At 53.2% G+C, this 25,232-nt stretch carries 26 protein-coding genes; 9 read left to right on the top strand and 17 right to left on the bottom strand.

Translation table 11 applies throughout. From position 1 onward, the window contains the following. Nucleotides 1–123: 123 nt before the first annotated feature. Nucleotides 124–384, top strand: a complete 261-nt coding sequence (locus ACR6JA_RS21795) for a YfhL family 4Fe-4S dicluster ferredoxin (protein WP_494492614.1) — start codon at nt 124–126, stop codon at nt 382–384. On the opposite strand, the gene acpS is transcribed toward ACR6JA_RS21795, so the two are convergent. From acpS to rseD, 12 genes are all read right to left on the bottom strand, one after another. Next, a complete protein-coding gene (gene acpS, locus ACR6JA_RS21790) occupies nt 381–761 on the bottom strand; it encodes a holo-ACP synthase (protein WP_008459499.1) in 381 nt (126 codons plus the stop codon). The two genes, ACR6JA_RS21795 and acpS, sit on opposite strands and share 4 nt — an antisense overlap. Then, the gene (gene pdxJ / locus ACR6JA_RS21785) at nt 761–1,492 is read right to left on the bottom strand and encodes a pyridoxine 5'-phosphate synthase (protein ID WP_213716918.1); all 732 of its coding nucleotides are present in this window, start codon (nt 1,490–1,492) and stop codon (nt 761–763) included. Before pdxJ ends, acpS begins: the two co-directional genes overlap by 1 nt. A 74-nt stretch (nt 1,493–1,566) precedes the next feature. Continuing rightward, nucleotides 1,567–2,304 carry a DNA repair protein RecO gene (gene recO / locus ACR6JA_RS21780; RefSeq protein WP_213716920.1) on the bottom strand — a complete coding sequence of 246 codons (738 nt, stop codon included), beginning with the start codon at nt 2,302–2,304 and terminating at the stop codon, nt 1,567–1,569. A 5-nt stretch (nt 2,305–2,309) separates the two neighbouring features. Beyond that, nucleotides 2,310–3,218: a GTPase Era gene (gene era / locus ACR6JA_RS21775; protein WP_008459503.1), complete on the bottom strand. Its 909-nt coding sequence runs from the start codon at nt 3,216–3,218 to the stop codon at nt 2,310–2,312. After that, on the bottom strand, nt 3,215–3,895 hold the full coding sequence (gene rnc / locus ACR6JA_RS21770; protein ID WP_008459505.1) for a ribonuclease III: 681 nt from the start codon (nt 3,893–3,895) through the stop codon (nt 3,215–3,217). The genes era and rnc overlap by 4 nt, the downstream gene beginning before the upstream one ends. A 172-nt stretch (nt 3,896–4,067) precedes the next feature. Beyond that, entirely contained in the window at nt 4,068–5,042 is a 975-nt protein-coding gene (lepB, locus tag ACR6JA_RS21765) for a signal peptidase I (protein ID WP_008459507.1), read from the bottom strand. Between the two features lie 14 nt (nt 5,043–5,056). Then, entirely contained in the window at nt 5,057–6,856 is a 1,800-nt protein-coding gene (lepA, locus tag ACR6JA_RS21760; RefSeq protein ID WP_008459509.1) for a translation elongation factor 4, read from the bottom strand. Between the two features lie 194 nt (nt 6,857–7,050). Further along, entirely contained in the window at nt 7,051–7,533 is a 483-nt protein-coding gene (gene rseC / locus ACR6JA_RS21755) for a SoxR-reducing system protein RseC (RefSeq protein ID WP_166871551.1), read from the bottom strand. Further along, nucleotides 7,530–8,495 carry a sigma-E factor regulatory protein RseB gene (rseB, locus tag ACR6JA_RS21750; RefSeq protein ID WP_213716924.1) on the bottom strand — a complete coding sequence of 322 codons (966 nt, stop codon included), beginning with the start codon at nt 8,493–8,495 and terminating at the stop codon, nt 7,530–7,532. The genes rseC and rseB overlap by 4 nt, the downstream gene beginning before the upstream one ends. After that, entirely contained in the window at nt 8,495–9,142 is a 648-nt protein-coding gene (gene rseA, locus ACR6JA_RS21745) for an anti-sigma-E factor RseA (RefSeq protein ID WP_008459515.1), read from the bottom strand. Before rseA ends, rseB begins: the two co-directional genes overlap by 1 nt. Before the next feature lie 31 nt (nt 9,143–9,173). Then, a complete protein-coding gene (gene rpoE, locus ACR6JA_RS21740) occupies nt 9,174–9,749 on the bottom strand; it encodes an RNA polymerase sigma factor RpoE (RefSeq protein WP_008459517.1) in 576 nt (191 codons plus the stop codon). Then, complete coding sequence (gene rseD / locus ACR6JA_RS21735; RefSeq protein ID WP_494493242.1) at nt 9,746–9,823, bottom strand: rpoE leader peptide RseD; 78 nt, start codon at nt 9,821–9,823, stop codon at nt 9,746–9,748. Before rseD ends, rpoE begins: the two co-directional genes overlap by 4 nt. 358 nt (nt 9,824–10,181) lie before the next feature. Here rseD and nadB point away from each other — a divergent pair, with 358 nt between their 5' ends. Next, complete coding sequence (gene nadB / locus ACR6JA_RS21730; RefSeq protein ID WP_494492613.1) at nt 10,182–11,798, top strand: L-aspartate oxidase; 1,617 nt, start codon at nt 10,182–10,184, stop codon at nt 11,796–11,798. Here nadB and trmN read toward each other — a convergent pair. After that, nucleotides 11,783–12,520 carry a tRNA(1)(Val) (adenine(37)-N(6))-methyltransferase TrmN gene (gene trmN, locus ACR6JA_RS21725; RefSeq protein WP_008459522.1) on the bottom strand — a complete coding sequence of 246 codons (738 nt, stop codon included), beginning with the start codon at nt 12,518–12,520 and terminating at the stop codon, nt 11,783–11,785. The two genes, nadB and trmN, sit on opposite strands and share 16 nt — an antisense overlap. 121 nt (nt 12,521–12,641) lie before the next feature. Here trmN and srmB point away from each other — a divergent pair, with 121 nt between their 5' ends. Next, nucleotides 12,642–13,979: an ATP-dependent RNA helicase SrmB gene (gene srmB, locus ACR6JA_RS21720; protein ID WP_213716928.1), complete on the top strand. Its 1,338-nt coding sequence runs from the start codon at nt 12,642–12,644 to the stop codon at nt 13,977–13,979. A gap of 29 nt (nt 13,980–14,008) precedes the next feature. Here the strand turns inward: srmB and ACR6JA_RS21715 are convergent, their stop codons facing one another. Beyond that, nucleotides 14,009–14,893, bottom strand: a complete 885-nt coding sequence (locus ACR6JA_RS21715; protein WP_494492612.1) for a LysR family transcriptional regulator — start codon at nt 14,891–14,893, stop codon at nt 14,009–14,011. Nucleotides 14,894–14,997: 104 nt separating this feature from the next. On the opposite strand from ACR6JA_RS21715, the gene eamB reads away from it, so the two are divergent. Further along, nucleotides 14,998–15,585, top strand: coding sequence for a cysteine/O-acetylserine transporter (eamB, locus tag ACR6JA_RS21710; RefSeq protein ID WP_494492611.1), 588 nt, complete (start codon nt 14,998–15,000; stop codon nt 15,583–15,585). Nucleotides 15,586–15,635: 50 nt separating this feature from the next. Here the strand turns inward: eamB and grcA are convergent, their stop codons facing one another. Next, entirely contained in the window at nt 15,636–16,019 is a 384-nt protein-coding gene (grcA, locus tag ACR6JA_RS21705) for an autonomous glycyl radical cofactor GrcA (protein ID WP_008459527.1), read from the bottom strand. Nucleotides 16,020–16,338: 319 nt separating this feature from the next. Here grcA and ung point away from each other — a divergent pair, with 319 nt between their 5' ends. Then, a complete protein-coding gene (gene ung / locus ACR6JA_RS21700) occupies nt 16,339–17,028 on the top strand; it encodes a uracil-DNA glycosylase (RefSeq protein ID WP_494492610.1) in 690 nt (229 codons plus the stop codon). A gap of 57 nt (nt 17,029–17,085) precedes the next feature. On the opposite strand, the gene ACR6JA_RS21695 is transcribed toward ung, so the two are convergent. Continuing rightward, entirely contained in the window at nt 17,086–18,156 is a 1,071-nt protein-coding gene (locus ACR6JA_RS21695) for a tRNA/rRNA methyltransferase (RefSeq protein WP_008459530.1), read from the bottom strand. Between the two features lie 206 nt (nt 18,157–18,362). Between ACR6JA_RS21695 and trxC the strand changes: the two genes are divergently transcribed. From trxC to pssA, 4 genes are all read left to right on the top strand, one after another. Further along, on the top strand, nt 18,363–18,782 hold the full coding sequence (gene trxC / locus ACR6JA_RS21690; protein WP_038479759.1) for a thioredoxin TrxC: 420 nt from the start codon (nt 18,363–18,365) through the stop codon (nt 18,780–18,782). 76 nt (nt 18,783–18,858) lie between these two features. Further along, the gene (locus tag ACR6JA_RS21685) at nt 18,859–19,560 is read left to right on the top strand and encodes a tRNA-uridine aminocarboxypropyltransferase (RefSeq protein ID WP_494492609.1); all 702 of its coding nucleotides are present in this window, start codon (nt 18,859–18,861) and stop codon (nt 19,558–19,560) included. A 32-nt stretch (nt 19,561–19,592) separates the two neighbouring features. Next, nucleotides 19,593–22,253, top strand: a complete 2,661-nt coding sequence (locus tag ACR6JA_RS21680) for a bifunctional acetate--CoA ligase family protein/GNAT family N-acetyltransferase (protein ID WP_494492608.1) — start codon at nt 19,593–19,595, stop codon at nt 22,251–22,253. Between the two features lie 114 nt (nt 22,254–22,367). Further along, nucleotides 22,368–23,723: a CDP-diacylglycerol--serine O-phosphatidyltransferase gene (gene pssA, locus ACR6JA_RS21675; RefSeq protein WP_213716943.1), complete on the top strand. Its 1,356-nt coding sequence runs from the start codon at nt 22,368–22,370 to the stop codon at nt 23,721–23,723. Nucleotides 23,724–23,757: 34 nt separating this feature from the next. Here pssA and ACR6JA_RS21670 read toward each other — a convergent pair whose 3' ends face one another. Then, on the bottom strand, nt 23,758–25,056 hold the full coding sequence (locus ACR6JA_RS21670; protein WP_213716939.1) for an MFS transporter: 1,299 nt from the start codon (nt 25,054–25,056) through the stop codon (nt 23,758–23,760). Nucleotides 25,057–25,232: the final 176 nt, after the last annotated feature.

Here is a 25,232-nt window from a genome sequence, read left to right as displayed (position 1 = left end):
TCCCTGCTTTATCCATTATCTTTAATCAAACTTAATACTGGTTAAAAATACAGGATTTAGCAATGTTTTGAGCGCGAAATATGAATATATCTTTTAGTCCGGTGGGGCTGGTAACAGGTTGAAATGGCGTTATTAATTACGAAGAAGTGCATCAACTGCGATATGTGCGAGCCGGAGTGCCCGAATCAGGCCATCTCAATGGGCAATGCTATCTACCAGATCGATACCGACCGCTGCACGGAATGCGTGGGCCATTACGAAACCCCGACCTGCCAGAAAGTTTGCCCGATCCCCAGCACGATAATTCACGACCCGGCGCACATTGAGAATGAAGAGCAGCTGTGGGATAAGTTCGTGCTGCTCCACCATGCGGATAAACTTTAGCTTTCGATGATTACCGTCGCGCAGGCGTAATGGCGTTCATCCGCCAGGGTAACGTGAACTGAACGCACTCCCATTTTTTCAGCCAGCCGCTCCGCCTCTTCCCAAAACCGCAGTTGAGGTTTGCCCAGCGCGTCGTTAAACACTTCAAACTGGTTGAACGCCAGCCCGTTGCGAATTCCGGTACCAAAAGCTTTCGCTGCCGCTTCTTTCACCGCAAAACGCTTCGCCAGAAAACGCACCGGCTGCTGATGCGCCTGGTACAAGACCCATTCGTTTTGGCTCAGTACGCGCTTTGCCAGTCGGTCGCCGGAACGGGAAATGACGCTCTCAATGCGCGCAATTTCCACTATGTCCGTGCCGAGGCCGAGAATGGCCATTAGCGACGCGCTTCCTGCATCAGACGTTTCATTTCAGCCACGGCTTCTTTAAGACCGCTCATCACCGCACGCCCGATAATCGCGTGGCCGATGTTCAGCTCATGCATTTCAGGGATCCGCGCGATGGCCTGAACATTGTGATACGTCAGCCCGTGACCCGCATTCACCTTCAGCCCTTTAGCGGCGGCATAGCTCGCGGCTTCAGCAATGCGAGCCAGCTCTTTGGCCTGCGTTATTTCATCTTCAGCGTCCGCATAGCAGCCGGTGTGAATTTCAATGTAAGGCGCGCCCACGGCCACCGCAGCGTCAATCTGCGCGTGGTCGGCATCAATAAACAGAGAAACCAGAATACCGGCGTCAGCCAGGCGCTGGCAGGCATCGCGCATTTTATCCATCTGACCGGCAACATCCAGACCGCCTTCGGTGGTTACTTCCTGGCGCTTTTCCGGCACCAAACAGCAGAAATGCGGTTTCGTCTGGCAGGCAATAGCGATCATCTCTTCGGTGACGGCCATTTCCAGGTTCATGCGGGTATCGAGGGTTTCACGCAGAACGCGAACGTCACGGTCGGTGATGTGGCGGCGATCTTCGCGCAGGTGCACGGTAATGCCATCGGCACCCGCCTGCTCCGCGATAAACGCGGCCTGAACCGGATCCGGGTATGCCGTACCGCGCGCGTTACGCAGGGTAGCGATGTGATCGATGTTGACGCCTAACAGTAATTCAGCCATGACAATCCTCAGAGTTCGCAGACAGATGCCGGGCAGTGTACACCTGCCGGGGAAAGCCTGGCTACGGTCTGTGATTACTGTGAGCTATCAGATGGCTCAGGTGGTGTTTTTTTAGGCACAAACTGGCGGAACAGTTCGCGGCTTTTGAGGGGCTTCCCTTGTAGATACGGCTTGAGGGCCATACGCGTAAAACGCTTGGCGGCACGGAGCGTGTCGGCATCGGGAAATTCGCGTTCGGCTAACGCTCTGAGCTGGCGGCCGGTAAAGCTGCTGTGGCCGATCACCACGCTGGCAATAAAACCTTTCTCTTCACGGTAGGTGTAAGTCATGGTGTCATCGACGCCTGCCCCGCTGCCGGCGCAGTGCAGGAAGTCCACGCCGTAGCCAAGGTGTCCCAGCAGCGCCAGCTCAAAACGACGCAGCGCAGGCTCCGGTGTGCCCGTAGCACCAGCTAAGGCCTGAATGCAGTGTAGATAATCGAAGAACAGTTCGGAGAAGCGGGTTTCCTGCTCGAGGACGCGAGCCACCAGTTCATTGACGTACAGGCCGCTGTAGAGCGTGATACCACTTAAGGGAAGGGCAAGGGAAACCGCTTCGGCACTGCGCAGCGTTTTGACTTCGCCACGGCCGCTCCAGCGAACCAGCAGAGGGGTAAAAGGCTGCAGAGCGCCTTTCAGATTTGAGCGTTTGGAGCGCGCGCCTTTGGCAATCAGACGAACGCGCCCGGACTCTTCGGAAAACAGGTCGAGCAGAAGGCTGGTTTCGCTCCAGGGGCGACTATGCAGGACAAAAGCCCGTTGCCAGCCTTCCATAAGTTTTAGCTCAGGTCGTCGGTATAACCGAGACTGCGCAGTGCACGCTCGTCATCGGCCCAGCCGGATTTCACCTTCACCCAAAGTTCGAGGTGAACTTTGGCTTCGAACATCTCTTCCATGTCTTTACGGGCTTCGATACCGATGGTTTTAATTTTGGCCCCTTTGTTGCCAATCACCATTTTCTTCTGCCCTTCGCGCTCGACGAGGATCAGCCCGTTGATGTCGTAGCCACCGCGTTCGTTGGTCACGAACTGCTCGATTTCTACGGTCACAGAATACGGCAGCTCGGCGCCCAGGAAACGCATCAGCTTTTCGCGAATGATCTCAGACGCCATAAAGCGCTGGGAGCGGTCGGTGATGTACTCTTCCGGGAAGTGATGGATAGCTTCCGGTAGGTGCTTACGGACGATTTCCGCGATGGTATCAACGTTCATCCCGGTTTCAGCCGAAATAGGCACAATATCGAGGAAGTTCATCTGGCTGCCGAGGAACTGCAGGTGAGGCAACAGAACGGTTTTATCCTGAACGTTGTCAACTTTGTTGACGGCCAGGATTACCGGCGCACGGCTGTCGCGCAGCTTGTTCAGCACCATTTCATCATCCGGCGTCCAGCGGGTGCCTTCAACCACGAAGATAACCAGCTCAACGTCACCGATGGAGCTGCTTGCCGCACGGTTCATCAGGCGGTTAATGGCGCGTTTTTCTTCCATGTGCAGCCCCGGGGTATCGACGTAAATCGCCTGATATGGCCCTTCGGTGTGAATGCCCATGATGCGGTGGCGCGTGGTTTGCGCCTTACGCGAGGTAATGGAAACTTTTTGCCCAAGCAGCTGATTCAGCAGCGTGGATTTGCCGACGTTCGGGCGACCAACAATGGCCGCGAAGCCGCAATATGTTTTTTCTTCGCTCATTCCAGCTCCAGCTTTTTCAGCGCCTGCTCAGCCGCAGCCTGTTCCGCTTTACGGCGGCTTGACCCCGTTCCTACGACAGGCTCAGGCAGGCCACTCACCTGACAGTGAATGGTAAATTCTTGATCGTGCGCTTCACCACGCACCTGCACCACCAGATACGACGGCAGCGGCAGATGGCGACCCTGCAGGTATTCCTGCAGACGCGTTTTCGGATCTTTTTGCTTGTCGCCTGGACTGATTTCGTCGAGACGGGTCTGATACCACGAGAGAATCAGACGCTCAACGTTCTGAATGTCGCTGTCGAGGAAGACGCCACCGATCAACGCTTCCACGGTATCAGCAAGAATCGACTCGCGACGGAAACCGCCACTTTTCAGTTCACCCGGCCCAAGACGCAGACACTCACCCAGTTCGAACTCGCGGGCGATTTCCGCCAGCGTATTGCCGCGCACCAGCGTCGCACGCATGCGGCTCATGTCGCCTTCATCTACGCGAGGAAAACGATGATACAGCGCATTCGCGATGACATAACTGAGAATGGAGTCACCCAAAAACTCAAGACGCTCGTTGTGTTTGCTGCTGGCACTCCGGTGGGTTAATGCCTGTTGCAACAGATCCTGATGTTGAAAAGTGTAGCCCAGCTTACGCTGCAGCCTATTTATTACGATGGGATTCATGCGATACCAAAATTAATGAATGCGTCAACTATTCAGCACACGGAACAGACCTGAAAAAAGGAAACCAACGCTGTTTCGTGTGCCGTGGCTCCCTTTCGGGAGCCAATCTTTAAAGGCGGGAATATTCTATACACAACGACAGGGGATGTCGTTAGTTTGTGGGATTAATTGTTTAATGAATGCCGCCAATTCGGCTTAAACGAACGCCCGTTGGCCATTCGCCTTCTTGTTTCTCGAAACTCATCCAAATTGCTGTCGCTTTACCGACCAGATTTTGCTCTGGCACAAAGCCCCAATAGCGACTGTCTGCGCTATTGTCGCGATTATCACCCATCATGAAATAGTGACCCGGCGGAACAATCCATGTCGCAAGCGGCAAGCCTGACTGCTGGTAGTACATCCCCACCTGATCCTGAGCGATAGGCACCGTCAGAATGTTATGGGTGACGTTACCCAGCGTTTCTTTACGCTCGCTCAAGCGGACACCGTCTTCACGGGTCTGATCTTTCGGCAACTGGAAGAAGCCGGAAGTGGCTTCACTGCCGTTGCGGCGGGCAAACGTCTGCACAAAATCACTGGCTTCCACGTTGGAATAAGTGATTGGCAGCGCGTTGTCGCAGGCCTGGCCTGAACTGCAATTAGGCTGCACGGTGACTTCTTTCGACTGCGGGTCGTAGCTTACCCGGTCGCCCGGCAGCCCAACAACGCGCTTAATATAATCCAGGCGCGGATCTTCAGGGTATTTAAATACCGCGATATCACCGCGTTTAGGGTGCCCGGTTTCAATTAAGGTTTTCTGATAAATAGGATCTTTAATGCCGTAGGCAAACTTCTCTACCAGAATAAAGTCACCGATTAACAGCGTTGGCATCATCGAACCGGATGGGATCTGGAAAGGCTCATAAATAAATGAGCGCACCACCAGCACAATCGCCAGCACCGGAAACACCGACGCACCGGTTTCCAGCCAGCCTGGTTTAGGACCGACTTTTTTCAGCGTCTTTTTGTCCAGTGCGTCACCGGTGGCAGCCTGCGCTGCCGCCTGTTTTTCACGACGTTTTGGTGCAAAGATAAACTTGTCCAGACACCACAAAATGCCCGTCACCAGCGTGGCTACCACGAGGATCAAAGCAAACATATTCGCCATGCCAACTCCTTAGATTATTTGCTGTCTTTGCCAACGTGCAGAATGGCCAGGAACGCTTCCTGAGGCAGCTCGACGTTGCCGACCTGCTTCATGCGTTTCTTACCGTCTTTCTGTTTCTGCAGCAGCTTTTTCTTACGGCTGACGTCGCCGCCGTAGCACTTAGCCAGAACGTTTTTACGCAGCTGTTTCACCGTCGAACGCGCAATAATGTGGTTGCCGATGGCTGCCTGAATCGCGATGTCGAACTGTTGGCGAGGGATCAGATCCTTCATTTTTTCCACCAGCTCACGACCACGGTAAGGCGCGTTGTCGTTGTGTGTGATAAGCGCCAGCGCATCAACGCGATCGCCATTTATCAGTACATCAACGCGCACCATGTTGGAAGCCTGGAAACGTTTGAAATTGTAATCCAGCGACGCATAGCCACGAGAAGTGGACTTCAGGCGATCGAAGAAGTCGAGCACCACTTCCGCCATTGGGATTTCATAAGTCAGCGCAACCTGGTTGCCGTGATAAACCATGTTGGTTTGCACGCCGCGTTTTTCGATACACAGCGTAATCACGTTGCCGAGGAACTCCTGCGGCAGCAGCATGTGACATTCCGCAATCGGCTCGCGCAGCTCTTCAATATTGTTGAGCGGCGGCAGCTTAGACGGGCTATCAACGTAGACAATCTCTTTGCTGGTCGTTTGCACTTCGTAAACTACGGTTGGCGCGGTGGTGATCAGGTCAAGATCGTACTCACGCTCCAGGCGCTCCTGAATGATCTCCATGTGCAGCAGGCCCAGGAAGCCGCAGCGGAAGCCGAAGCCCAGCGCCGTTGAGCTTTCTGGCTCGTAGAATAGAGAGGCGTCGTTCAGGCTGAGCTTGCCGAGCGCATCACGGAAGTTTTCGTAGTCGTCGGAGCTGACCGGGAACAGGCCGGCATAAACCTGCGGCTTCACTTTTTTGAAGCCTGGCAGCGCTTTGTCCGCCGGGTTACGGGACAGAGTCAGAGTATCGCCTACCGGGGCGCCCAGGATGTCTTTGATGGCACAAACCAGCCAGCCTACTTCGCCGCATTTTAGTTCGGTACGGTCGATCTGCTTAGGCGTAAAGATGCCCAGACGATCGGCGTTGTACACCTGGCCGGTGCTCATCACTTTGACTTTGTCGCCTTTACGCAGCGTGCCGTTTTTCACGCGGATCAGGGAGACAACGCCCAGGTAGTTATCGAACCAGGAGTCGATGATCAGCGCCTGTAGCGGTGCATCTGGATCGCCTTCCGGTGCGGGGATATCACGCACCAGGCGTTCTAATACATCAGGTACGCCAACGCCGGTTTTCGCCGAGCAGCGAACCGCATCGGTGGCGTCGATGCCCACGATGTCTTCAATTTCTTCCGCCACGCGCTCAGGATCGGCCGCCGGCAGGTCAATTTTGTTCAGAACCGGAACCACTTCCAGGTCCATTTCCATCGCCGTGTAGCAGTTCGCCAGGGTTTGCGCCTCAACGCCCTGCCCGGCATCCACCACCAGCAGCGCCCCTTCACAGGCCGCAAGCGAGCGGGATACTTCATAAGAGAAGTCAACGTGCCCAGGGGTATCGATGAAGTTCAACTGGTAAGTTTCACCGTCGCTGGCTTTGTAGTCGAGGGTGACGCTCTGCGCCTTGATGGTAATACCACGTTCGCGTTCCAGGTCCATTGAGTCAAGAACCTGCGCGGCCATTTCACGGTCGGACAAGCCGCCGCAAATCTGGATGATACGGTCAGACAGCGTCGATTTACCGTGGTCGATGTGGGCAATAATAGAAAAGTTACGTATATTCTTCATAGTTAGAGGTTTTATGCCTTACAAATGGCCTGTGAGCTCGGCGCTTCGCGCTGTACGGAGCAGGATGTCAGAGACTGTCTTCTGCCTGAAACGCCGCATTCTACACTACAACCAGAAAGTGAGGAAACTGCTCATCCTGCAAGCTTAGGTAAGCCATAAGCAGGATGTGCAAAGAGATGTCATTTGAAGGGAATTTATTGATTTTCAGCCGGCGGCGCGGACGTATCGACACGCAGTGCATCCGGACTAAGCGCAACGCTTAGAATCACCGGCTGCCAGCTCTCACGACGGCTGAAATGCTGGGAAAAACCGCGAGCAAGCAGGAAGCCCCCAACGCCACCAAGCAAAGCTCCGCACATAGCGGCCAGGTTAGTACCAAACAGCGTCTGGAAAAGACCTGAACACAAAAATAGTCCGACCAATGGCGACATGTACACCAGCAGCGCGGACCCTAACAGACTACCTTCCGCAATGCCCAGCTCCACTTTTTGCCCGGCAACCAGCGGCTGTTCGCTTGGCACAGACAGCAGATGGCTGGTTTGTGGCCCCAATTTGTTTAGGACACGAGTACCACATCCAGAGCGCGAAGCGCAGCTGCTGCAAGAGGCTTTAACATCACAGTGCAGCAATGCTTCACCATTTTGCCAGGAGACGACCGTCGCCCATTCTTTAATCATTGCGTCGCTCCGTTAAACTTCACGCTATCGCCAATGCGTTTCGCCGTTTGTGGAGGCAACTCACCTACAACGGTAATTTCGGTTTTATCACGAATTTCTGTGCTAATAGTCCGGCGACCGGTCCGCACAAGCTGTTCGCCATTACTTGCCTGAGACGGGGCCTGGCTGATGTTCACCGAGAAACTAAATAACCCGTCAGAATAAAGTCGGGATTCGATAGGCACGCCCACGGTTGGCAGTGGCCGGCGGCTGCTCGACACTTCGCTAAAGCCTTGCGGCAGCCATGTCGGTGCCCATGTAAAACTGGCCTTTTCCGCACCCGGTACGGACAGCAGAGGTGGCAACGTCGCTTTTGCTAAATTCTGCAGAAGCCCGCTCGCCTGATTTTCAACAGAGAATGACACAACCCGGAACTGTTCGAGCGTTTCGCCATCGCGATCCAGTAAATCAACGCGAAGCGGCAGCTTGGTTTCGGTATCGAGCCAAACAATGTAGTTATAGCGAGTGCCGTCCCGAGCAACGACGCGAATAACTTCGCATAATCTGTCGGCAATACGCGTACGCCCGACAGAAATAAAGTCGTAGTACGGCGTCAGGCGCTTAAAGTCGGTATAGACGATGGAAGGCAGAGAATCGACGATGTAGTCCCCGGTGAGCGTGAATGGCTCGAGCCCAGGCTCAAAATAGCTGATTTCATTGCCGCGCTGAACGACTTCGCGGCGCGGGCCGTCCATTTGCAGGAATTGCGCAAGCGGGCGATTATCAAGACGTGCATGGCGATAACTAAGGGACTCAATCCCTTGTTTGCTGATATTGATAAACGCCAGCTCATAATCGAGTGACTGACTAGCCTGGTTCATCTGCTGCAACAACGCCCCGGACGAAACAGTGTCCGCCGAGGCGCTGGAGGTGAACAACAGGCTGCCTGCCACGAGAGACAGGGCACACCAAAGTTGCTTCATTACTGCGATTGCGTTCCTAAAGTTTGGTTTCCTGGCACTTGCACAGCGGCCTGCTGGGTTTGCGCCTGTTCAAACTGGAGCTGCTCGGAGTGTAAACGACGCTGCAATTCGTAATCCTGCAGCATAGCGTTAATACGACGACGCTGTTCCTGTACTTGCTGACTGCTGTTGCTGGCGGTCGTGTCAGACGGTACGCCCAGACTTACCGGACTGGCTTTTCCCATCATCGGCAAAGTATTAAACACCGGCGTTTCCGGCTGTGCGGTGCTGTCAGACTGGCCATTATAGTGCTGTACGCCCACGATAACCGCAAGCGATACGCACGCAGCAACGCCCATTTGGGTAAGCTGACTTGCCCACGGACGCACCTTATGCCAGAACGGCATTTTCTGCCACTGCTGAGGCTGCGGCTGAGATTCGGTAATGAGCGGCGCGACGTTACGCACAGGCTCATTTGCGATAGCCGCCATCACGTTGGCAGAAATATCAAAGTGGAGCACTTCGCTGGTATCTCCGCGCATTGTGTCGCGGATAAGGTGGTAACTCTCCCAGCTTTGCTGTAATTCACTGTCGTTTGACAGGCGATTTAGCAGCTCACTGTCGAGAGATTCGCCATCCATTAAAGCGGAAAGTTGTTCTTTCTGCATGCCTAAATACCCTTCCAGTAATCCGCTATCGTCAACGCCTGATAAGCGGTTGAACTTTATTATCAATAGCTTCCCTTGCGCGGAAAATACGAGAACGCACAGTACCTACCGGGCAATCCATGATGTCGGCTATCTCTTCATAGCTCAGGCCATCCAACTCCCGCAACGTAATTGCCATGCGTAAATCTTCCGGGAGCGACTCAATAGTACGGAAAACTATTTGTCTCAGTTCTTCAGACAACATTAAGTTCTCAGGGTTCGAAATTTCTTTCAATGCGCTGCCACTTTCGTAGTTTTCAGCGTCAATGGCGTCCACATCACTTGATGGCGGACGCCGCCCCTGAGCAACCAGATAATTTTTAGCCGTGTTGACCGCGATGCGGTACAACCACGTATAAAACGCACTATCGCCACGGAATGAATCCAGCGCGCGATAAGCTTTAATAAAAGATTCCTGCACCACATCGGGTACATCTCCCGAAGGTACATAGCGGGAAACCAGGCTCGCAACCTTATGCTGGTAGCGTATCACCAGTAGGTTAAATGATTTCTGATCTCCCTTTTGGACCCGTTCGACGAGGACCTGATCCGTTAACTGCTCGCTCATCCGAGGTAATGTCTCCCCAAACCCAATTTCCACGCGTAATCGAAATGCCACTCGAACCCTGCATTTTTGAGCAAGCTTTGAGTTTGAGTGCCCGAGGCCAGCAAAGTTCCGTTACGCCTTTATTTTTCTGTCATGTTTAGCGGATTGCATCTTTTCATTATAAGTTCCGCTTCGCAAAACGGTAACGCCGATTCTTCTGAATCAATGCTCAAAAAGTTAGCGAGCAGAGTATCTCATGAATCAGGGTATTTCATCATCTAATCTGCCATTTATGCTTCCGTAGTGAGATTTATTTACGCAGTTTGCTCAATCTCTCCCAATGACTTTACCGATGAGTCTGTTTAGTCTGCACAACGCTAAAACAAAAAAAGCGTGTTCAGCGTCCCACCCGGTGCTATGCTCGGGCCACTATTGTTTAGTAAATTAAACACCATGAACACGAATAGCGATCTGATCTGTGACGTATTAATTGTCGGTAGCGGTGCTGCTGGCCTTTCTCTCGCGCTGCGTCTGGCTCAAACCAGCAAGGTCATTGTGCTAAGCAAAGGCCCAGTTAACGAAGGCTCAACTTTTTATGCACAGGGGGGAATTGCCGCCGTTTTCGATGAAACCGACAGCATAGCTTCCCATATTGACGATACGCTGATTGCCGGGGCAGGAATCTGCGATCGTGACGCCGTAGAATTTGTGGCAAGCAATGCAAAGCACTGCGTCCAGTGGCTGATTGATCAGGGCGTCATGTTCGATACCCACACGCTGGCGAATGGTGAAGAGAGCTACCATTTGACGCGTGAAGGCGGCCACAGCCATCGCCGAATTCTTCATTCGGCGGATGCCACCGGGAAGGAAGTTGAAACCACACTAGTCGGCAAAGCCCTCAATCACCCCAATATCCGGGTTATCGAGCGTAGCAACGCCGTAGACCTAATTATTTCGGACAAAATTGGCCTGCCGGGCACAAGGCGCGTCGTCGGTGCCTGGGTCTGGAACCGGAACCTTGAAAAGGTCGAAACCTGCCGTGCGAAATCTGTCGTTTTAGCCACCGGTGGCGCTTCAAAAGTCTACCAGTACACGACAAACCCGGATATCGCCTCCGGTGACGGTATCGCTATGGCATGGCGTGCAGGCTGTCGGGTCGCCAATCTTGAATTCAACCAGTTTCACCCTACGGCGCTGTTCCATCCTCAGGCCCGAAATTTCCTGCTTACCGAAGCATTGCGCGGCGAAGGTGCATACCTGAAGCGTCCGGATGGTTCACGCTTTATGCCGGAGTTTGATGAACGTGCCGAGCTTGCGCCACGTGATATCGTCGCCAGGGCTATCGATCACGAAATGAAACGCCTGGGCACAGACTGCATGTATCTGGATATCAGCCATAAGCCAGAGGCGTTTGTTCGCCAGCACTTCCCCACTATTTATGAGAAGCTGCTTGGGCTAGGCATTGATTTAACTAAAGATCCGGTTCCCGTGGTGCCTGCCGCGCATTATACCTGTGGCGGCGTAATGGTAGATGAACACGGGCGCACCGACGTGGACGGGCTGTATGCCATTGGCGAAGTGACTTACACCGGCCTGCACGGCGCTAACCGCATGGCATCAAACTCTCTGCTCGAATGCCTGGTATATGGCTGGTCGGCTGCGGAAGATATTCTGAAACGCCTGCCGTATGCACGTGAAAGTAAAAATCTGCCTGACTGGGATGACAGCCGCGTCGACAACCCTGACGAACAGGTTGTTATCCAGCACAACTGGCATGAGCTGCGGCTCTTTATGTGGGACTATGTTGGGATCGTTCGCACCACTCGCCGGTTGGAGCGGGCGCTGCGAAGAATTACCATGCTGCAGCAAGAGATTGATGAGTACTATGCCAACTTCCGCGTTTCAAACAATCTCCTTGAGCTGAGAAACCTGGTGCAAGTTGCCGAACTCATCGTGCGCTGCGCCATGCAGCGTAAAGAGAGCCGGGGCCTGCACTACACGCTCGATTATCCGGATCAGCTCGCTGAATCCGGCCCAAGCGTGCTTTCCCCGCTCTACATAAACAGGTAGAAGTCCTGGGTCAGGCTGCAATAGCCTTCAGAGTAGGTTTGGTCTGGCCCACGGATCACCAGGCGGTCGTTGTAGTATTCTCCGCCCGTAGGAGAAAGCGCGAGCATCACCCGATGCGGCAGGCGAGTTTCATTGTCGGCCACATCGGTACGGTAACGAACGTGCCAACCCTGTGATTTCGCCAGCTCGCTGAATGCCGTGCCGGCAGTTTCCGGCATGATCACACAGAAGAAACCGTCTTCTGTGATCAACTGTTCAGCGCTGCTGAGCAAGGCCTGATGATCCAGCGTCGTGGTATAACGTGCCTGAGCCCGTTCAGGTGATGCGCAATTGCTGCCCTGCTCAAAGAAAGGCGGATTACTGACAATTAAGGAGTAGCGCTGAGTAGCCTGCTGCGCCCACTCGCGGATGTCCGCGCAGTGAACGTGAATACGCGAAGCCCAGCGGCAGCCTTTGGCGTTTTCTGCCGCCTGTTCTGCAGCAACCGGATCCAGCTCCACGGCTTCAATCGTGACGTCATCAGCGGTTCTCTGGGCAAGCATCAACGCCAGCAAACCGCTGCCGGTGCCAATATCCAGGACGCTTTTTACATTAACTACCGGCACCCATGCACCGAGCAGCGTCCCATCTGTTCCCACCTTCATGGCGCAGCGATCGTGCGCCACAAAGAACTGTTTGAAGGTGAAACCATCCCGACGTAATACCGCTTTTTGATCCGACATCTTATCTACCTTGCAAAGAAACCGCCGTAGCATAAGTGAAACGGACATCTACGGAAAGACACAAACAGATGAAGATCGCGGCCATTATGTCTATAATCGGCGTCCCAAACAGAGGTAGACCATGACTGTAAGCACTTTTTCCGAACTCGAACTTGATGAAAGCCTTTTGGACGCACTCCAGGAGAAAGGCTTTACTCGCCCGACTGCCATCCAGGCTGCGGCCATTCCTCCTGCACTTGAAGGACGCGACGTGCTGGGTTCAGCACCGACGGGTACCGGTAAAACCGCAGCTTACCTGCTGCCAGCGCTACAGCATCTGGTCGACTTTCCTCGTAAGAAATCTGGCCCACCGCGTATTCTGATCGTCACGCCAACCCGTGAACTCGCTATGCAGGTCGCCGACCACGCGCGTGAACTGGCAAAACATACCCATCTGGATATCGCCACCATTACCGGCGGCGTAGCGTATATGAACCACGCTGAAGTTTTCAGCGAGAATCAGGATATTGTGGTCGCCACCACCGGCCGACTGCTGCAATACATAAAGGAAGAGAACTTCGACTGCCGCGCGGTTGAAACGCTGATCCTTGATGAAGCAGATCGCATGCTAGACATGGGCTTTGCCCAAGATATTGAAACCATTGCCGCGGAAACCCGCTGGCGCAAGCAAACCATGCTGTTCTCCGCTACCCTGGAAGGCAACGCGGTTAAAGATTTTGCTGAACGCCTGCTGGAAGATCCGGTTGAAGTTTCCGCCACGCCATCCACGCGTGAGCGCAAGAAGATCCATCAGTGGTACTACCGCGCTGATGACGTTGAGCACAAAACGAAGTTACTCGTTCATTTGCTGAACCAGCCGGATACCACCCGCTCTATCGTCTTTGTGCGTAAGCGCGAGCGTGTGCATGAGCTGGTTGCCTGGCTGCGTGAAGCGGGCATCAACACCTGCTATCTCGAAGGTGAAATGGTACAGGCCAAGCGTAACGAGGCCATCAAGCGCCTGACCGATGGTCGCGTAAACGTTCTGGTTGCTACCGACGTTGCTGCCCGTGGGATCGATATCCCTGACGTTAGCCACGTATTCAACTTTGACCTGCCACGTACCGCGGATATCTATCTGCACCGTATTGGTCGTACCGGTCGCGCAGGCATGAAAGGAACCGCGATTTCGCTGGTTGAGGCGCACGATCATCTGCTGCTGGGTAAAATTACCCGCTACATGAAAGAGCCTCTGAAATCCCGCGTTATCGACGAACTACGCCCAACGACGCGTGCGCCAAGCGAAAAGCTGACCGGTAAGCCATCTAAGAAAGTGCTGGCTAAGCGCGAAGAGAAGAAGAAAGAGAAAGACAAAGAGAAGCCGCGCGTTAAAGTGCGCCATCGCGACCAGAAAAACATCGGTAAGCGCCGTAAACCAACGGCAGCTACCACGACAGCGTCGCCAAAAGTCGACGAATAACATGAACGCCGGGATAATCCCGGCGTTTTTTATTGCCCGGATTCTGCGTTTTCCTGCAAACACTCCATAAAAATCTTCATTGCCGGGCTAACCACCTTCCCCGCGTGGTGGGCGCAAATCGCATTAAGCATTAACGGCTGCTCGCTGAACGCCAGTTCCACTAGCTCACCGGATGACAGCTCCTTTTCGACGGTAAAACGAGGCAGGAAACTCACGCCCAGGTTTGCCGCAACACATTGCTTAATGCTTTCTATGCTCCAAAGCTCAATAGTATTTTCCAGCGTGATCCGGCGTTTTCTCAGCTGTGCCTCGAAGATCAGCCGGAACACGCACTGCGGCTCATTGATCACAAAACTGACCGGGATATGCCTGTCCGGCTGCAGGAAATCGACATTTTTCATCACCGGAGATGCTACTAACACCAGCGAAGGCTCGCCGATAGCCTGCAGATGTAGCGCCTCATCATTGCCTACCCGATAAAACACGCCCAGGTCGACACTATCGTCCAACAGCGCATCACGAATGGTGTAGCAGTTCAGAGACTGCAGGGAGAGTTTTACCCTCGGAGCCCTTTCCTTAAAACGCTGCAGCACCTGCGGCATTTTGTACGCCAGCAATGTTTCTCCGCTGGCAACCCTGAGTTCGCCTTCGGGTTCCGCATCCTGCCTGGCGGCCTGCCTGATGGTATCGATAACGCGCGTCAGCTCATAAACGTGTGGCATGAGTTTTTTACCGCTCTCGGTCAGTCGCATTCGGCGGCCAATTTTCTCAAACAGCTGCAGAGAGAGTTCCTGCTCAAGCTGCTGAATATGAAAAGTGACCGTCGACTGTGTGCAGCATAACTTTTGCGAGGCACGTAGAAATGAGCCCTCTTCGACCACCGTTTTTAACGTGACAAACCGACGTAAATCCATCCAGCCCCCAACACATCGAAAATATCGAACTCAGAATGTAGAAACATTCATTTTTTTAACTCTTTTATTTTTCGTACTCTCTGCGAAAACAAAGGAGAACTCAAGTGATCGCCATTTTCTTTAGCGCTTTTTGGACGTATACCCTGATTACCGCCCTGACCCCTGGCCCCAACAACATTCTGGCGCTGAGTACTGCAACCAGTCACGGACTGCAGCAAAGCAGCCGCGTGCTGGCGGGCATGAGCCTTGGATTTCTGATAATCATGCTGATTTGCGCCGGCATTGCTTTCTCACTGGTCAGCCTCGACCCGAGATTTACTCGCGTTCTTGGCTGGGTGGGCGCAATTTACATTCTGTGCCTGGCGCTGAAGATAGCCACTAGTCAGCCGGCAGGCTCAGCGACCGACGTTCAACCAATTGGCTTCTGGGCCAGCTTCGGCCTGCAATTCTTGAACGTTAAAATCATTCTTTACGGCATCACCGCTCTATCAACTTTTGTCCTGCCGTATACAACGGAGATAAGCGACATTGTGGGAATGAGCTTAGTGCTGGCGGCGATAGGAACTTTGGGGAATCTTTGCTGGGCGCTAGCTGGCCATGTATTCCAAAAAGTGTTTCTGCGCTTTGGACGCACGCTGAATATTCTTCTGGCACTGATGCTGGTTTACTGTGCGGTACGGATTTTCTACTAACGTGAAAGAGCGCCAGAAGGCGCTCTTTATTCATTATGGCAGGAACGGAATTACAGGCTTTCAGTGAAAGTGCGGGTAATCACGTCGCGCTGTTGTTCCGGGGTCAGGGAGTTAAAGCGCACCGCGTAGCCGGAAACACGAATGGTCAGCTGCGGATATTTTTCCGGGTGCTTAACGGCATCTTCCAGCGTTTCACGACGCAGAACGTTAACGTTCAGGTGCTGCCCACCTTCAACGCGAACTTCCGGTTTCACTTCCATTGGAATTTCACGGTATTCAAACTGGCCCAGTTTACTGACCGCAACCACTTCATCTTCCGCAAAACCTGCTTTCGCGCACACGCAGCGAGCTTCGCCTTTTTCACTGTCGAGCAGCCAGAAAGAGTTAAGAAGTTCGTCGTTTGCCGCTTTTGTAATTTGGATACCAGTAATCATTTTATTTCTCCCTCAGGGTAATGTGCTGATTCTTTGGGCCAGCGTTCTGGCTCATTGGTAAAACCTTTGTTGCTTTGTTGTTCTTATATCAGTCCACCAGGCGTGATTCTTTGACTTAAATCAATTAAATCCACACACTAAAAATGGCTTTGGCTGGTTTTATTTGTTTTACATCAACTTAGACGGTCAACGCCACGCTAAAAATTTTGTAAATTTTCAACTTTATTTATCACTGTAGCTCATTGATGCCACGCACTATTTTGCTCAGAAGGAAGAAGCAGTTAAGCTATCGGGCAATACAGATTCGCGGGAGAGCGAGATGACTACCCACCTCACCTGGCACGATGTGCTGGCAGAAGAGAAACAGCAGCCCTACTTTATCAATACGCTCAGCGCCGTCGCGGCAGAGCGCGCAGCGGGCGTGACCGTTTACCCTCCGCAAAAGGATGTTTTCAACGCTTTTCGCTTTACCGAGCTGGGCGATGTCAAAGTCGTGATTCTGGGGCAGGATCCTTATCATGGACCAGGCCAGGCGCACGGACTCTCTTTCTCCGTCCGTCCAGGAATCGCTCCCCCGCCTTCGCTGGTCAATATGTATAAAGAGCTTGAGGCTTCTGTCCCAGGCTTTACCCGCCCTACGCACGGCTACCTTGAAAGCTGGGCTCGGCAGGGCGTGTTGCTGCTCAATACGGTACTTACCGTCGAAGCGAGTAAAGCGCATTCCCACGCCAATTTTGGTTGGGAGACGTTTACCGACAAGGTTATCGCCCTCATTAATGAACACCGTGAAGGGGTGGTGTTCCTGCTGTGGGGTGCTCATGCCCAACGCAAAGGCAGCATTATCGATCGCCAGCGCCACCATGTCCTGACCGCACCGCACCCTTCTCCGCTTTCTGCGCATCGTGGTTTTCTGGGCTGCGGGCATTTTGTGAAGGCGAATGAGTATCTGGCCGGGCGCGGAGAACAGCCCATTGATTGGGTGCCGCAGCTGCCAAAGGACAATGGCTAAAATCGGGGCGAAAAAAAACCAGCAATTACGCTGGTTTTTTTATAGCTGGAGAAGGCCTTAGGCCTTGTTCTGGCGCCACCATTCGCCCAGCAGTACGCCGGTCGCTACCGATACGTTGAGACTTTCAACATTACCGGTACCTTCAATGGCTACGCTCATATCTGCGTTTTCAAAAGTCGTGTCGGAAACGCCATCGCGCTCCTGGCCCAGCACCAGCACCATTTTCTTAGGCAGCTCAGCTTTATACAGCGGGGTGCCCTGGTGGCTGGAGGTTGTCACGATGGTGTAGCCCGCTTTACGGAAAGCTTCCAGCCCATCGCCAAACGTCTCGCCGCTGATCGCCACCACGTGCTCGGCCCCGCCTTCCGCGGTACGAATCGCCGCCCCGGACTCCAGCAGAGAAGCGTCCTGAATCAGTAAACCTTTCACGCCGAAGTGCGCGCAGCTGCGCATGATCCCACCCAGGTTGTGTGGGTTGCCCACATCCTCCAGCGCCAGCACGCAATCTTCTTCCCCGGCTTTGTTCAGCCAGGTCTGCACGCTGATGCCGCTGCGTTTTTTAATAATGAAGCAAACGCCGCCGTGGTGTTCCGTGCCTGAGGCTTTTGTCAGCTCAGCGTCATCCACCACGTGGTAAGCCTTGCGATTGGCCGCCATCCAGCGCAGCGCTTCTTTAAAACGAGGCGTAACGCTCTGGATAAACCAGGCGCGCACGATGCTTTCCGGGCGGCTCTGGAACAGCGCCTGACAAGCATTCTCACCGTACACCCGGGCTTCTTCGGCGCGCTGGCGACGAATCACTTCCGGGTCAACGATATGTTTAGTTGTACCTTCATTGTCTGATGCCGACAGCGAAGAGTCTACCGGGGCACGGGAAACCGTACGCCATGGCGAGGCCGCTTCACCGCGATCGCCTCTGTCACTACGTTCATTACGATCGCGCCCGCCGCGAGGTTTATCATCGTGACGAGACTGACGGCGACCGCCGCCTTCACCACGTGACGCACCGGCAGGACGCCCACCGCCTTTCCCGGTACGCGGGTTTTGGCTGCGCTGTTCGCTTTCGTCGTCACTGCGGACATACATCACTTTGACCTTGCCGCTTTTACCTTTAAATTCGTCGTTCATTGTTCCTCCACCTGGCTGAGCGCGAAGCGCGCAGATTACCTGATGTGCCATGGGTTAGCCATTAACTTTGCTTAAAAGCTAAAAACTATTGTACTCATCGAATAAATCACTTTGTTGGCCTCCCCATCTTCGCCGATAATATGTAACATATTTGAAACATCCGTGGTGCATGGCACCGATTTCAATCATTCTCTTTGAGGTTAGTTATGAATACCGTTTGTGCCGACTGCCAGGCCATTAACCGCATTCCTGACGACCGTATCGATGACGGTGCAAAATGCGGTCGCTGCGGCCATGAACTGTTTGACGGTGAAGTCGTTAACGCCACGACGGCGACGCTGGATAAACTCCTGAAAGATGAGCTGCCGGTTGTGGTTGATTTTTGGGCACCGTGGTGCGGCCCGTGCGTGAACTTCGCCCCTATTTTTGAAGATGTTGCCGAAGAACGCAGCGGTAAAGTTCGCTTTGTGAAGGTGAACACCGAAGCGGAGCAGGAACTGAGCGCACGTTTTCGCATCAGAAGCATCCCGACCATTATGATTTTCAAAAATGGCCAGGTCGTCGATATGCTGAATGGCGCCATGCCTAAAGCCCCGTTTGATAGCTGGCTGGACGAAAATATCTGATTATAAGGGGGCATTTTTTAAGCCCCCTTTCTCTATCTACGGTAGAATGGCGTTTTTAGCCAGACATCCTTCATTAATGACCGAAAACGCCGTTCTTCGCCTTCGTGCAGCCCGCCTTGCTCGCGCAACGCGTCCCTTTCTCGCCCGTGGTAACCGCGTTCGTCGCTGCCAGCGCTGCCTGCTGCCGTTGAAAAATTGCCTGTGTGAGACGCTTAAGCCACAACATGCCCGCAGTCACTTTTGCCTGGTGATGTTTGACACCGAACCGATGAAGCCGAGTAACACCGGGCGGCTTATTGCCGATATTTTGCCGGAAACAGAGGCATTTCAATGGTCGCGCACGGAGCCCCCTCAGGCGCTGCTGGATCTTGTCACTAACCCGGATTACCAGCCAATGGTAGTTTTTCCCGCCTCTTATGCCGATGTAAGTCGCGAGGTACTGACCACGCTACCAACCACCGGTAAGCCACCGCTATTTATCATGCTTGATGGCACGTGGACAGAAGCACGTAAAATGTTCCGTAAAAGCCCTTATCTAGATGCGCTGCCGATAATTTCCGTAGATTTAAGTATTACCTCAGCTTATCGCCTGCGCGAGGCCCATGCGGACGGCCAGTATTGTACCGCGGAAGTTGCCGCAGCCCTGCTTGAACTAGCGGGAGATGTAGTAGCGTCCAACGGATTAACCCAGCATTTCACTCTTTTCCGCGAGCGCTATCTGGCGGGGAAACCCCATCATCAGGGCAGCGTCACAGCAGAAGTGGAAGAAAACGTTTAGACTCTCCTGAATATCACTCAGGGGAGAGCGTCGTGAGTCAACGAGGCCTGGAAGCGCTGCTGCGTCCAAAATCCATTGCCGTTATCGGCGCTTCGGCAAAAACCGACCGCGCTGGTTATTTAATGATGCGCAACTTGCTTGCTGGCGGATTTAATGGCCCGGTAATGCCGGTGACGCCGACTCACAAAGCCGTGTGCGGGGTGCTTGCCTGGCCAGATATTGCCAGCCTGCCGCTGGCTCCTGACCTCGCTATTGTTTGTACGCATTCCCGGCGAAATCTTACGCTACTGGAAGCCCTGGGTAATAAAGGCTGCAAGGCCTGCATTATTTTATCTGCCCCACCTGAGCAATTACCCGACTTGCTGGCCTGCGCCGCTCGCTGGCAAATTCGTCTGCTTGGGCCAAACAGCCTTGGCCTTCTGGCTCCGTGGCAAGGGTTAAACGCCAGCTTCTCCCCTGTTCCGATTCAAAAGGGCAAGCTGGCGTTTATTTCTCAGTCTGCCGCAGTGTCCAACACCATTCTGGACTGGGCACAGCAGCGCGAGATGGGCTTTTCCTGGTTTATTGCGCTTGGCGATAGTCTGGATATCGACGTGGATGAACTGCTTGATTATCTGGCCAGGGATACGAAAACCAGCGCCATCCTGCTGTATCTTGAACATCTGAGCGATGCCCGACGCTTTGTTTCCGCCGCAAGAAGCGCCTCACGTAACAAGCCGATTCTGGTCATCAAAAGCGGGCGCAGCAGCAAAGCACAAACGCTACTGAAAACCCATCCGGGCCTGGATGCCGCCTGGGACGCGGCGATACAACGAGCAGGTTTACTTCGGGTACAGGATACGCATGAGCTCTTTTCCGCCGTAGAAACCCTTAGCCACATGCGACCTCTGCGCGGTGAGCGGCTGATGATTGTCAGTAACGGCGCGGCACCTGCGGCGCTGGCCCTTGATGAGCTTTGGATACGTAATGGCAAACTAGCGACGTTAAGTGAAGAAACCCTGCAGGCTCTTGCGGGCGTGCTTCCTCCTGGAGTTGAGGCAGGAAACCCGATAGATCTACGTGATGACGCGACGCCTGGCCGCTACCTGCTGGCCGTAGAGAAATTGCTGGATAGCCATGATTTTGATGCCTTAATGGTTATCCATTCCCCCAGTGCGGCCGCCCCAGGAACCGCAAGCGCTCTTGCCCTGATCGATCTTCTGCAGCGGCATCCTCGTGGCAAATATCTCACCATTGTCACCAACTGGTGCGGGGAGTATTCCTCCCAGGAAGCCAGACGCCTGTTTAGCGATGCCGGTATTCCGACTTACAGAACGCCAGAGGGTGCGGTCACGGCGTTTATGCACATGGTCGAATATCGCCGTAACCAGAAGCAATTGCGCGAAACGCCGGCCCTGCCGGCTAACCTGACGGCAAACACCAGCGACGCCCACCATCTGATTCAGCAGGCCTTGCATCAGGGAGCAACGACGCTGGATACCCATGAAATCAGGCCGGTGCTTGAAGCTTATGGCTTAACGACCCTGTCGACATGGATTGCTGGAGACAGTGCAGAAGCGGTGCATATCGCAGAGCAAATTGGTTATCCCGTCGCATTAAAGCTTCGTTCTCCGGATATTCCCCACAAGTCGGAAGTTCAGGGCGTTATGCTTTATTTGAGAACGGCCAGTGAAGTGCAACAGGCCGCCGAAGCCATCATCGACCGTGTAAAAATGGCCTGGCCCCAGGCTCGTATTCACGGCCTGCTGGTGCAAAGCATGGCAAACCGCGCAGGCGCGCAGGAACTAAGAGTCGTCGTTGAGCACGATCCGGTATTTGGTCCATTGATCATGCTGGGCGAAGGCGGCGTAGAGTGGCGACCTGAAAGGCAGGCGGCGGTAGCCCTCCCCCCGCTAAACATGAATCTGGCCCGATACCTTGTCATTCAGGCGATCAAAAGCGGCAAGATCCGTAGCCGGAGCGCATTACGCCCGCTGGATATCGCCGGGATCAGCGAAGTTCTGGTGCAAGTCTCTAACCTGATAGTCGATTGCCCCGAGATTGTCAGACTCGATATTCACCCTCTACTGGCATCAGGCAGTGAATTCACCCTGCTCGACGTCACTCTGGAATTGGCCGAATTTACGGGGGATGCAGATGCCAGGCTGGCCGTGCGTCCTTATCCTCATCAGCTTGAGGAGCTGGTGCAGCTTAAGAACGGTGACCGCTGCCTGTTCAGGCCGATCCTGCCCGAGGACGAACCTCAGCTGCAGCGTTTTATTGCCCAGGTAACAAAAGAGGATCTCTACTATCGCTATTTCAGCGAGATCAATGAATTTACCCACGAAGATTTAGCCAATATGACGCAGATCGACTACGATCGAGAAATGGCGTTCGTTGCAGTCAGAAGAATAAAAGACAACGATGAGATCCTCGGCGTCACACGTGCCATTTCAGACCCCGACAACGTTGATGCCGAGTTTGCCGTGCTGGTTCGCTCCGACTTAAAAGGCCTCGGGCTCGGCCGACGCTTACTGACTAAGCTCATCGATTACACCAGAGAGCATGGCCTTCAGCGACTGAATGGCATAACGATGCCGAACAACCAGGGCATGATTACCCTGGCCCGCAAACTGGGTTTCAGCGTCGATATTCAGCTGGAAGACGGTATTGTAAGTCTGACGCTTCCATTGAGCAAAAGCGCAGATTCGTGAGTAAGGTACTGGAAAACATAGTCACTTTGCGCAGTAGTAGTGGTATTATCAGCAAGTTCTGACGTCTGGATTTTGCAGAAGGCCATCCAATGAAGAGAGAAGATAAGCACTGTGATGTTGTCTAAATTTAAGCGTAATAAACATCAACAACACCTTGCCCAGTTACCGAAGCTTTCTCAATCAGTTGATGATGTAGAAACCCTGTTCTCCCCTGCGGATTTCCGCGAAACGCTGTTGAAAAAAATCGCCAGCGCAACGCAGCGTATTTGTATTATTGCGTTGTATCTTGAACAGGATGACGGCGGCAAAGGAATTCTGTCCGCGCTTTATCAAGCCAAACAGCAGCGGCCAGATTTAGATGTTTCCGTGCTGGTTGACTGGCACCGTGCCCAGCGCGGACGTATTGGTGTTGCCGCGTCCAACACCAATGCGGACTGGTATCACCGCATGGCCGAGCAGTTCCCCGACGTGAATGTTCCTGTCTATGGTGTTCCCGTCAATACTCGCGAAGCCCTTGGCGTATTGCATTTCAAAGGCTTTATTATTGACGACAGCGTCATCTATAGCGGCGCCAGCCTCAACGATGTTTACCTGCATCAGCACGATAAATATCGCTATGACCGCTATCAAATCATTCGCAACCGTGCCCTGGCAGATATCATGCATGGCTGGGTTAACCAGAATTTGGTGAATGGCCGGGCGGTTCATCGCTTAGATGTCGCTGAGCGGGTAAAAAGCCCAGAAATCAAAAACGATATCCGTCTCTTCCGCCAGGAATTGCGTGATGCTAGCTTTATCTTCCACGGCGATGCAGATAACGATCAGCTCTCGGTTACGCCGTTGGTCGGTCTGGGAAAATCCAGCCTGCTGAATAAAACCATCTTCCATCTTATGCCTTGCGCAGAGCAGAAGCTGACTATCTGCACGCCATACTTCAACCTGCCAGCTGTCCTGGTCCGCAATATCATACAACTGCTGCGGGACGGTAAGCAGGTTGAGATTATCGTTGGCGATAAGACAGCGAATGATTTCTATATTCCGGAAGATCAGCCGTTCAAGATTATTGGCGCGCTACCTTATCTCTATGAAATTAACCTGCGTCGCTTCCTCAGCCGCCTGCAATATTATGTGAATACCGGGCAGTTGATTGTGCGTTTGTGGAAAGATGGGGATAACAGTTACCACCTGAAAGGCATGTGGGTGGACAACGAGTGGATGCTGCTGACCGGGAATAACCTTAATCCGCGCGCGTGGCGCCTGGATCTGGAAAATGCTCTGCTGATTCACGATCCCAAAAGAGAGCTTGAAGGCATTCGCACCAAGGAGCTGGAGCTTATCCGCACCCATACGACGGCTGTTAAGCATTATCGCGATCTGCAAAGCATCGCCGAATATCCGGTGAAAGTTCGCAAGCTGATTCGCCGCCTGCGCCGTATCCGTATCGACCGACTAATAAGCCGTATTCTCTAAACGTTTAAGCCCTGCACTGCAGGGCTTTTTCTTTCTAGAGCTTAATCCCTTTTCCTTTACGGTGCAGCAACAGAGAAACAGCAAATGCCAGCGCCCCCATCGCAGAGACATACCAGAAGAAGGTCGTTTCGCTGCCCATCGATTTCAGCGATAAGGCGACATATTCTGCCGAGCCACCAAACAAGGCATTTGCAACTGCATAAGACAGGCCTACACCTAGCGCACGGACTTCCGGTGGGAACATTTCTGCCTTAAGGATACCGCTGATTGAAGTGTAAAAACTGACAATTAGCATCGCCGCCATCACCAGAGCAAAGGCCGCATAAGGTGAGCTAACATTCTGCAGTGCCATCAAAATAGGCACAGTCAGCACCGCTGCCAGTCCGCCAAAGCAAAGCATAGAACTTCGACGACCAATTTTATCCGACAGTGCACCGAAAAACGGCTGAAGTACCATGAAGATAAACAGCGCAAAGGTCATCAACACGCTGGCCGTGTTCGCATGCATCCCCGCAGTATTCACCAGATATTTCTGCATATAGGTGGTGAAGGTATAGAAAGCCAGGGAGCCTCCGGCGGTGAAACCAAGCACCATAATGAAGGCTTTTTTATTTTTCCACAGTCCGGAAAGCGTACCGGCATCCTTGTGCGCGCGGCTTGCTTTATCCGATGTTTCATCCAGAGAACGGCGAAGATAGAGAGCAACAATCGCCAGTACGGCCCCAATCGCGAAGGGAATTCTCCATCCCCAACTACGCAAATCTTCATCACTTAGCACTTGCTGGAGAATAACCACAACAAACAACGCGGCCAGTTGCCCGCCAATGAGCGTCACGTACTGGAATGAGGCATAGAACCCTTTACGACCTTCGACCGCCACCTCACTCATGTAAGTTGCGCTGGTACCGTACTCCCCTCCAACAGATAACCCCTGGAACAGGCGTGCTAAAAGCAATAATGCAGGGGCCCACGTGCCAATAGTGGCGTAACCTGGTAGGCAGGCAATGACCAGCGATCCAAAACACATCATACACACTGAGATAAGCATGGAGTTTTTACGTCCATGTTTATCGGCAATATACCCGAATAACCAGCCTCCAATGGGTCGCATCAAAAAACCTGCGGCAAAGACACCGGCGGTTTGCAGAAGCTGAGTCGTGGTGTTTCCCGTTGGGAAAAAGATATGAGCAAAATAGAGCGAGCAGAACGAATAAACATAAAAATCAAACCACTCAACCAGATTCCCTGATGAAGCACCCACAATGGCCCAGACGCGACGACGGGTATCAGCCGCCGACGGCACAATATTTGATTCACTTGTTGTTTCAATCATTTTATTTTCTTCTCCTGTCTTCCTGAATGGGTCTAATAACCCAGGATCCAGTAAAGCAGGAGAAAGAAATTTTGTGAGGTGAAGTATCTTGTTGCGGAGTTGTTACATTAACTTTTGTGAGCAAGCGGAGATTTTTGTGAAAAGGTATGCTTTAAAAAAGCAAAAAACCCCGGCCT

The organism is Cedecea sp. B1(4) (assembly GCF_059414925.1).
This window is presented reverse-complemented; position numbering and strand designations above follow the sequence as displayed.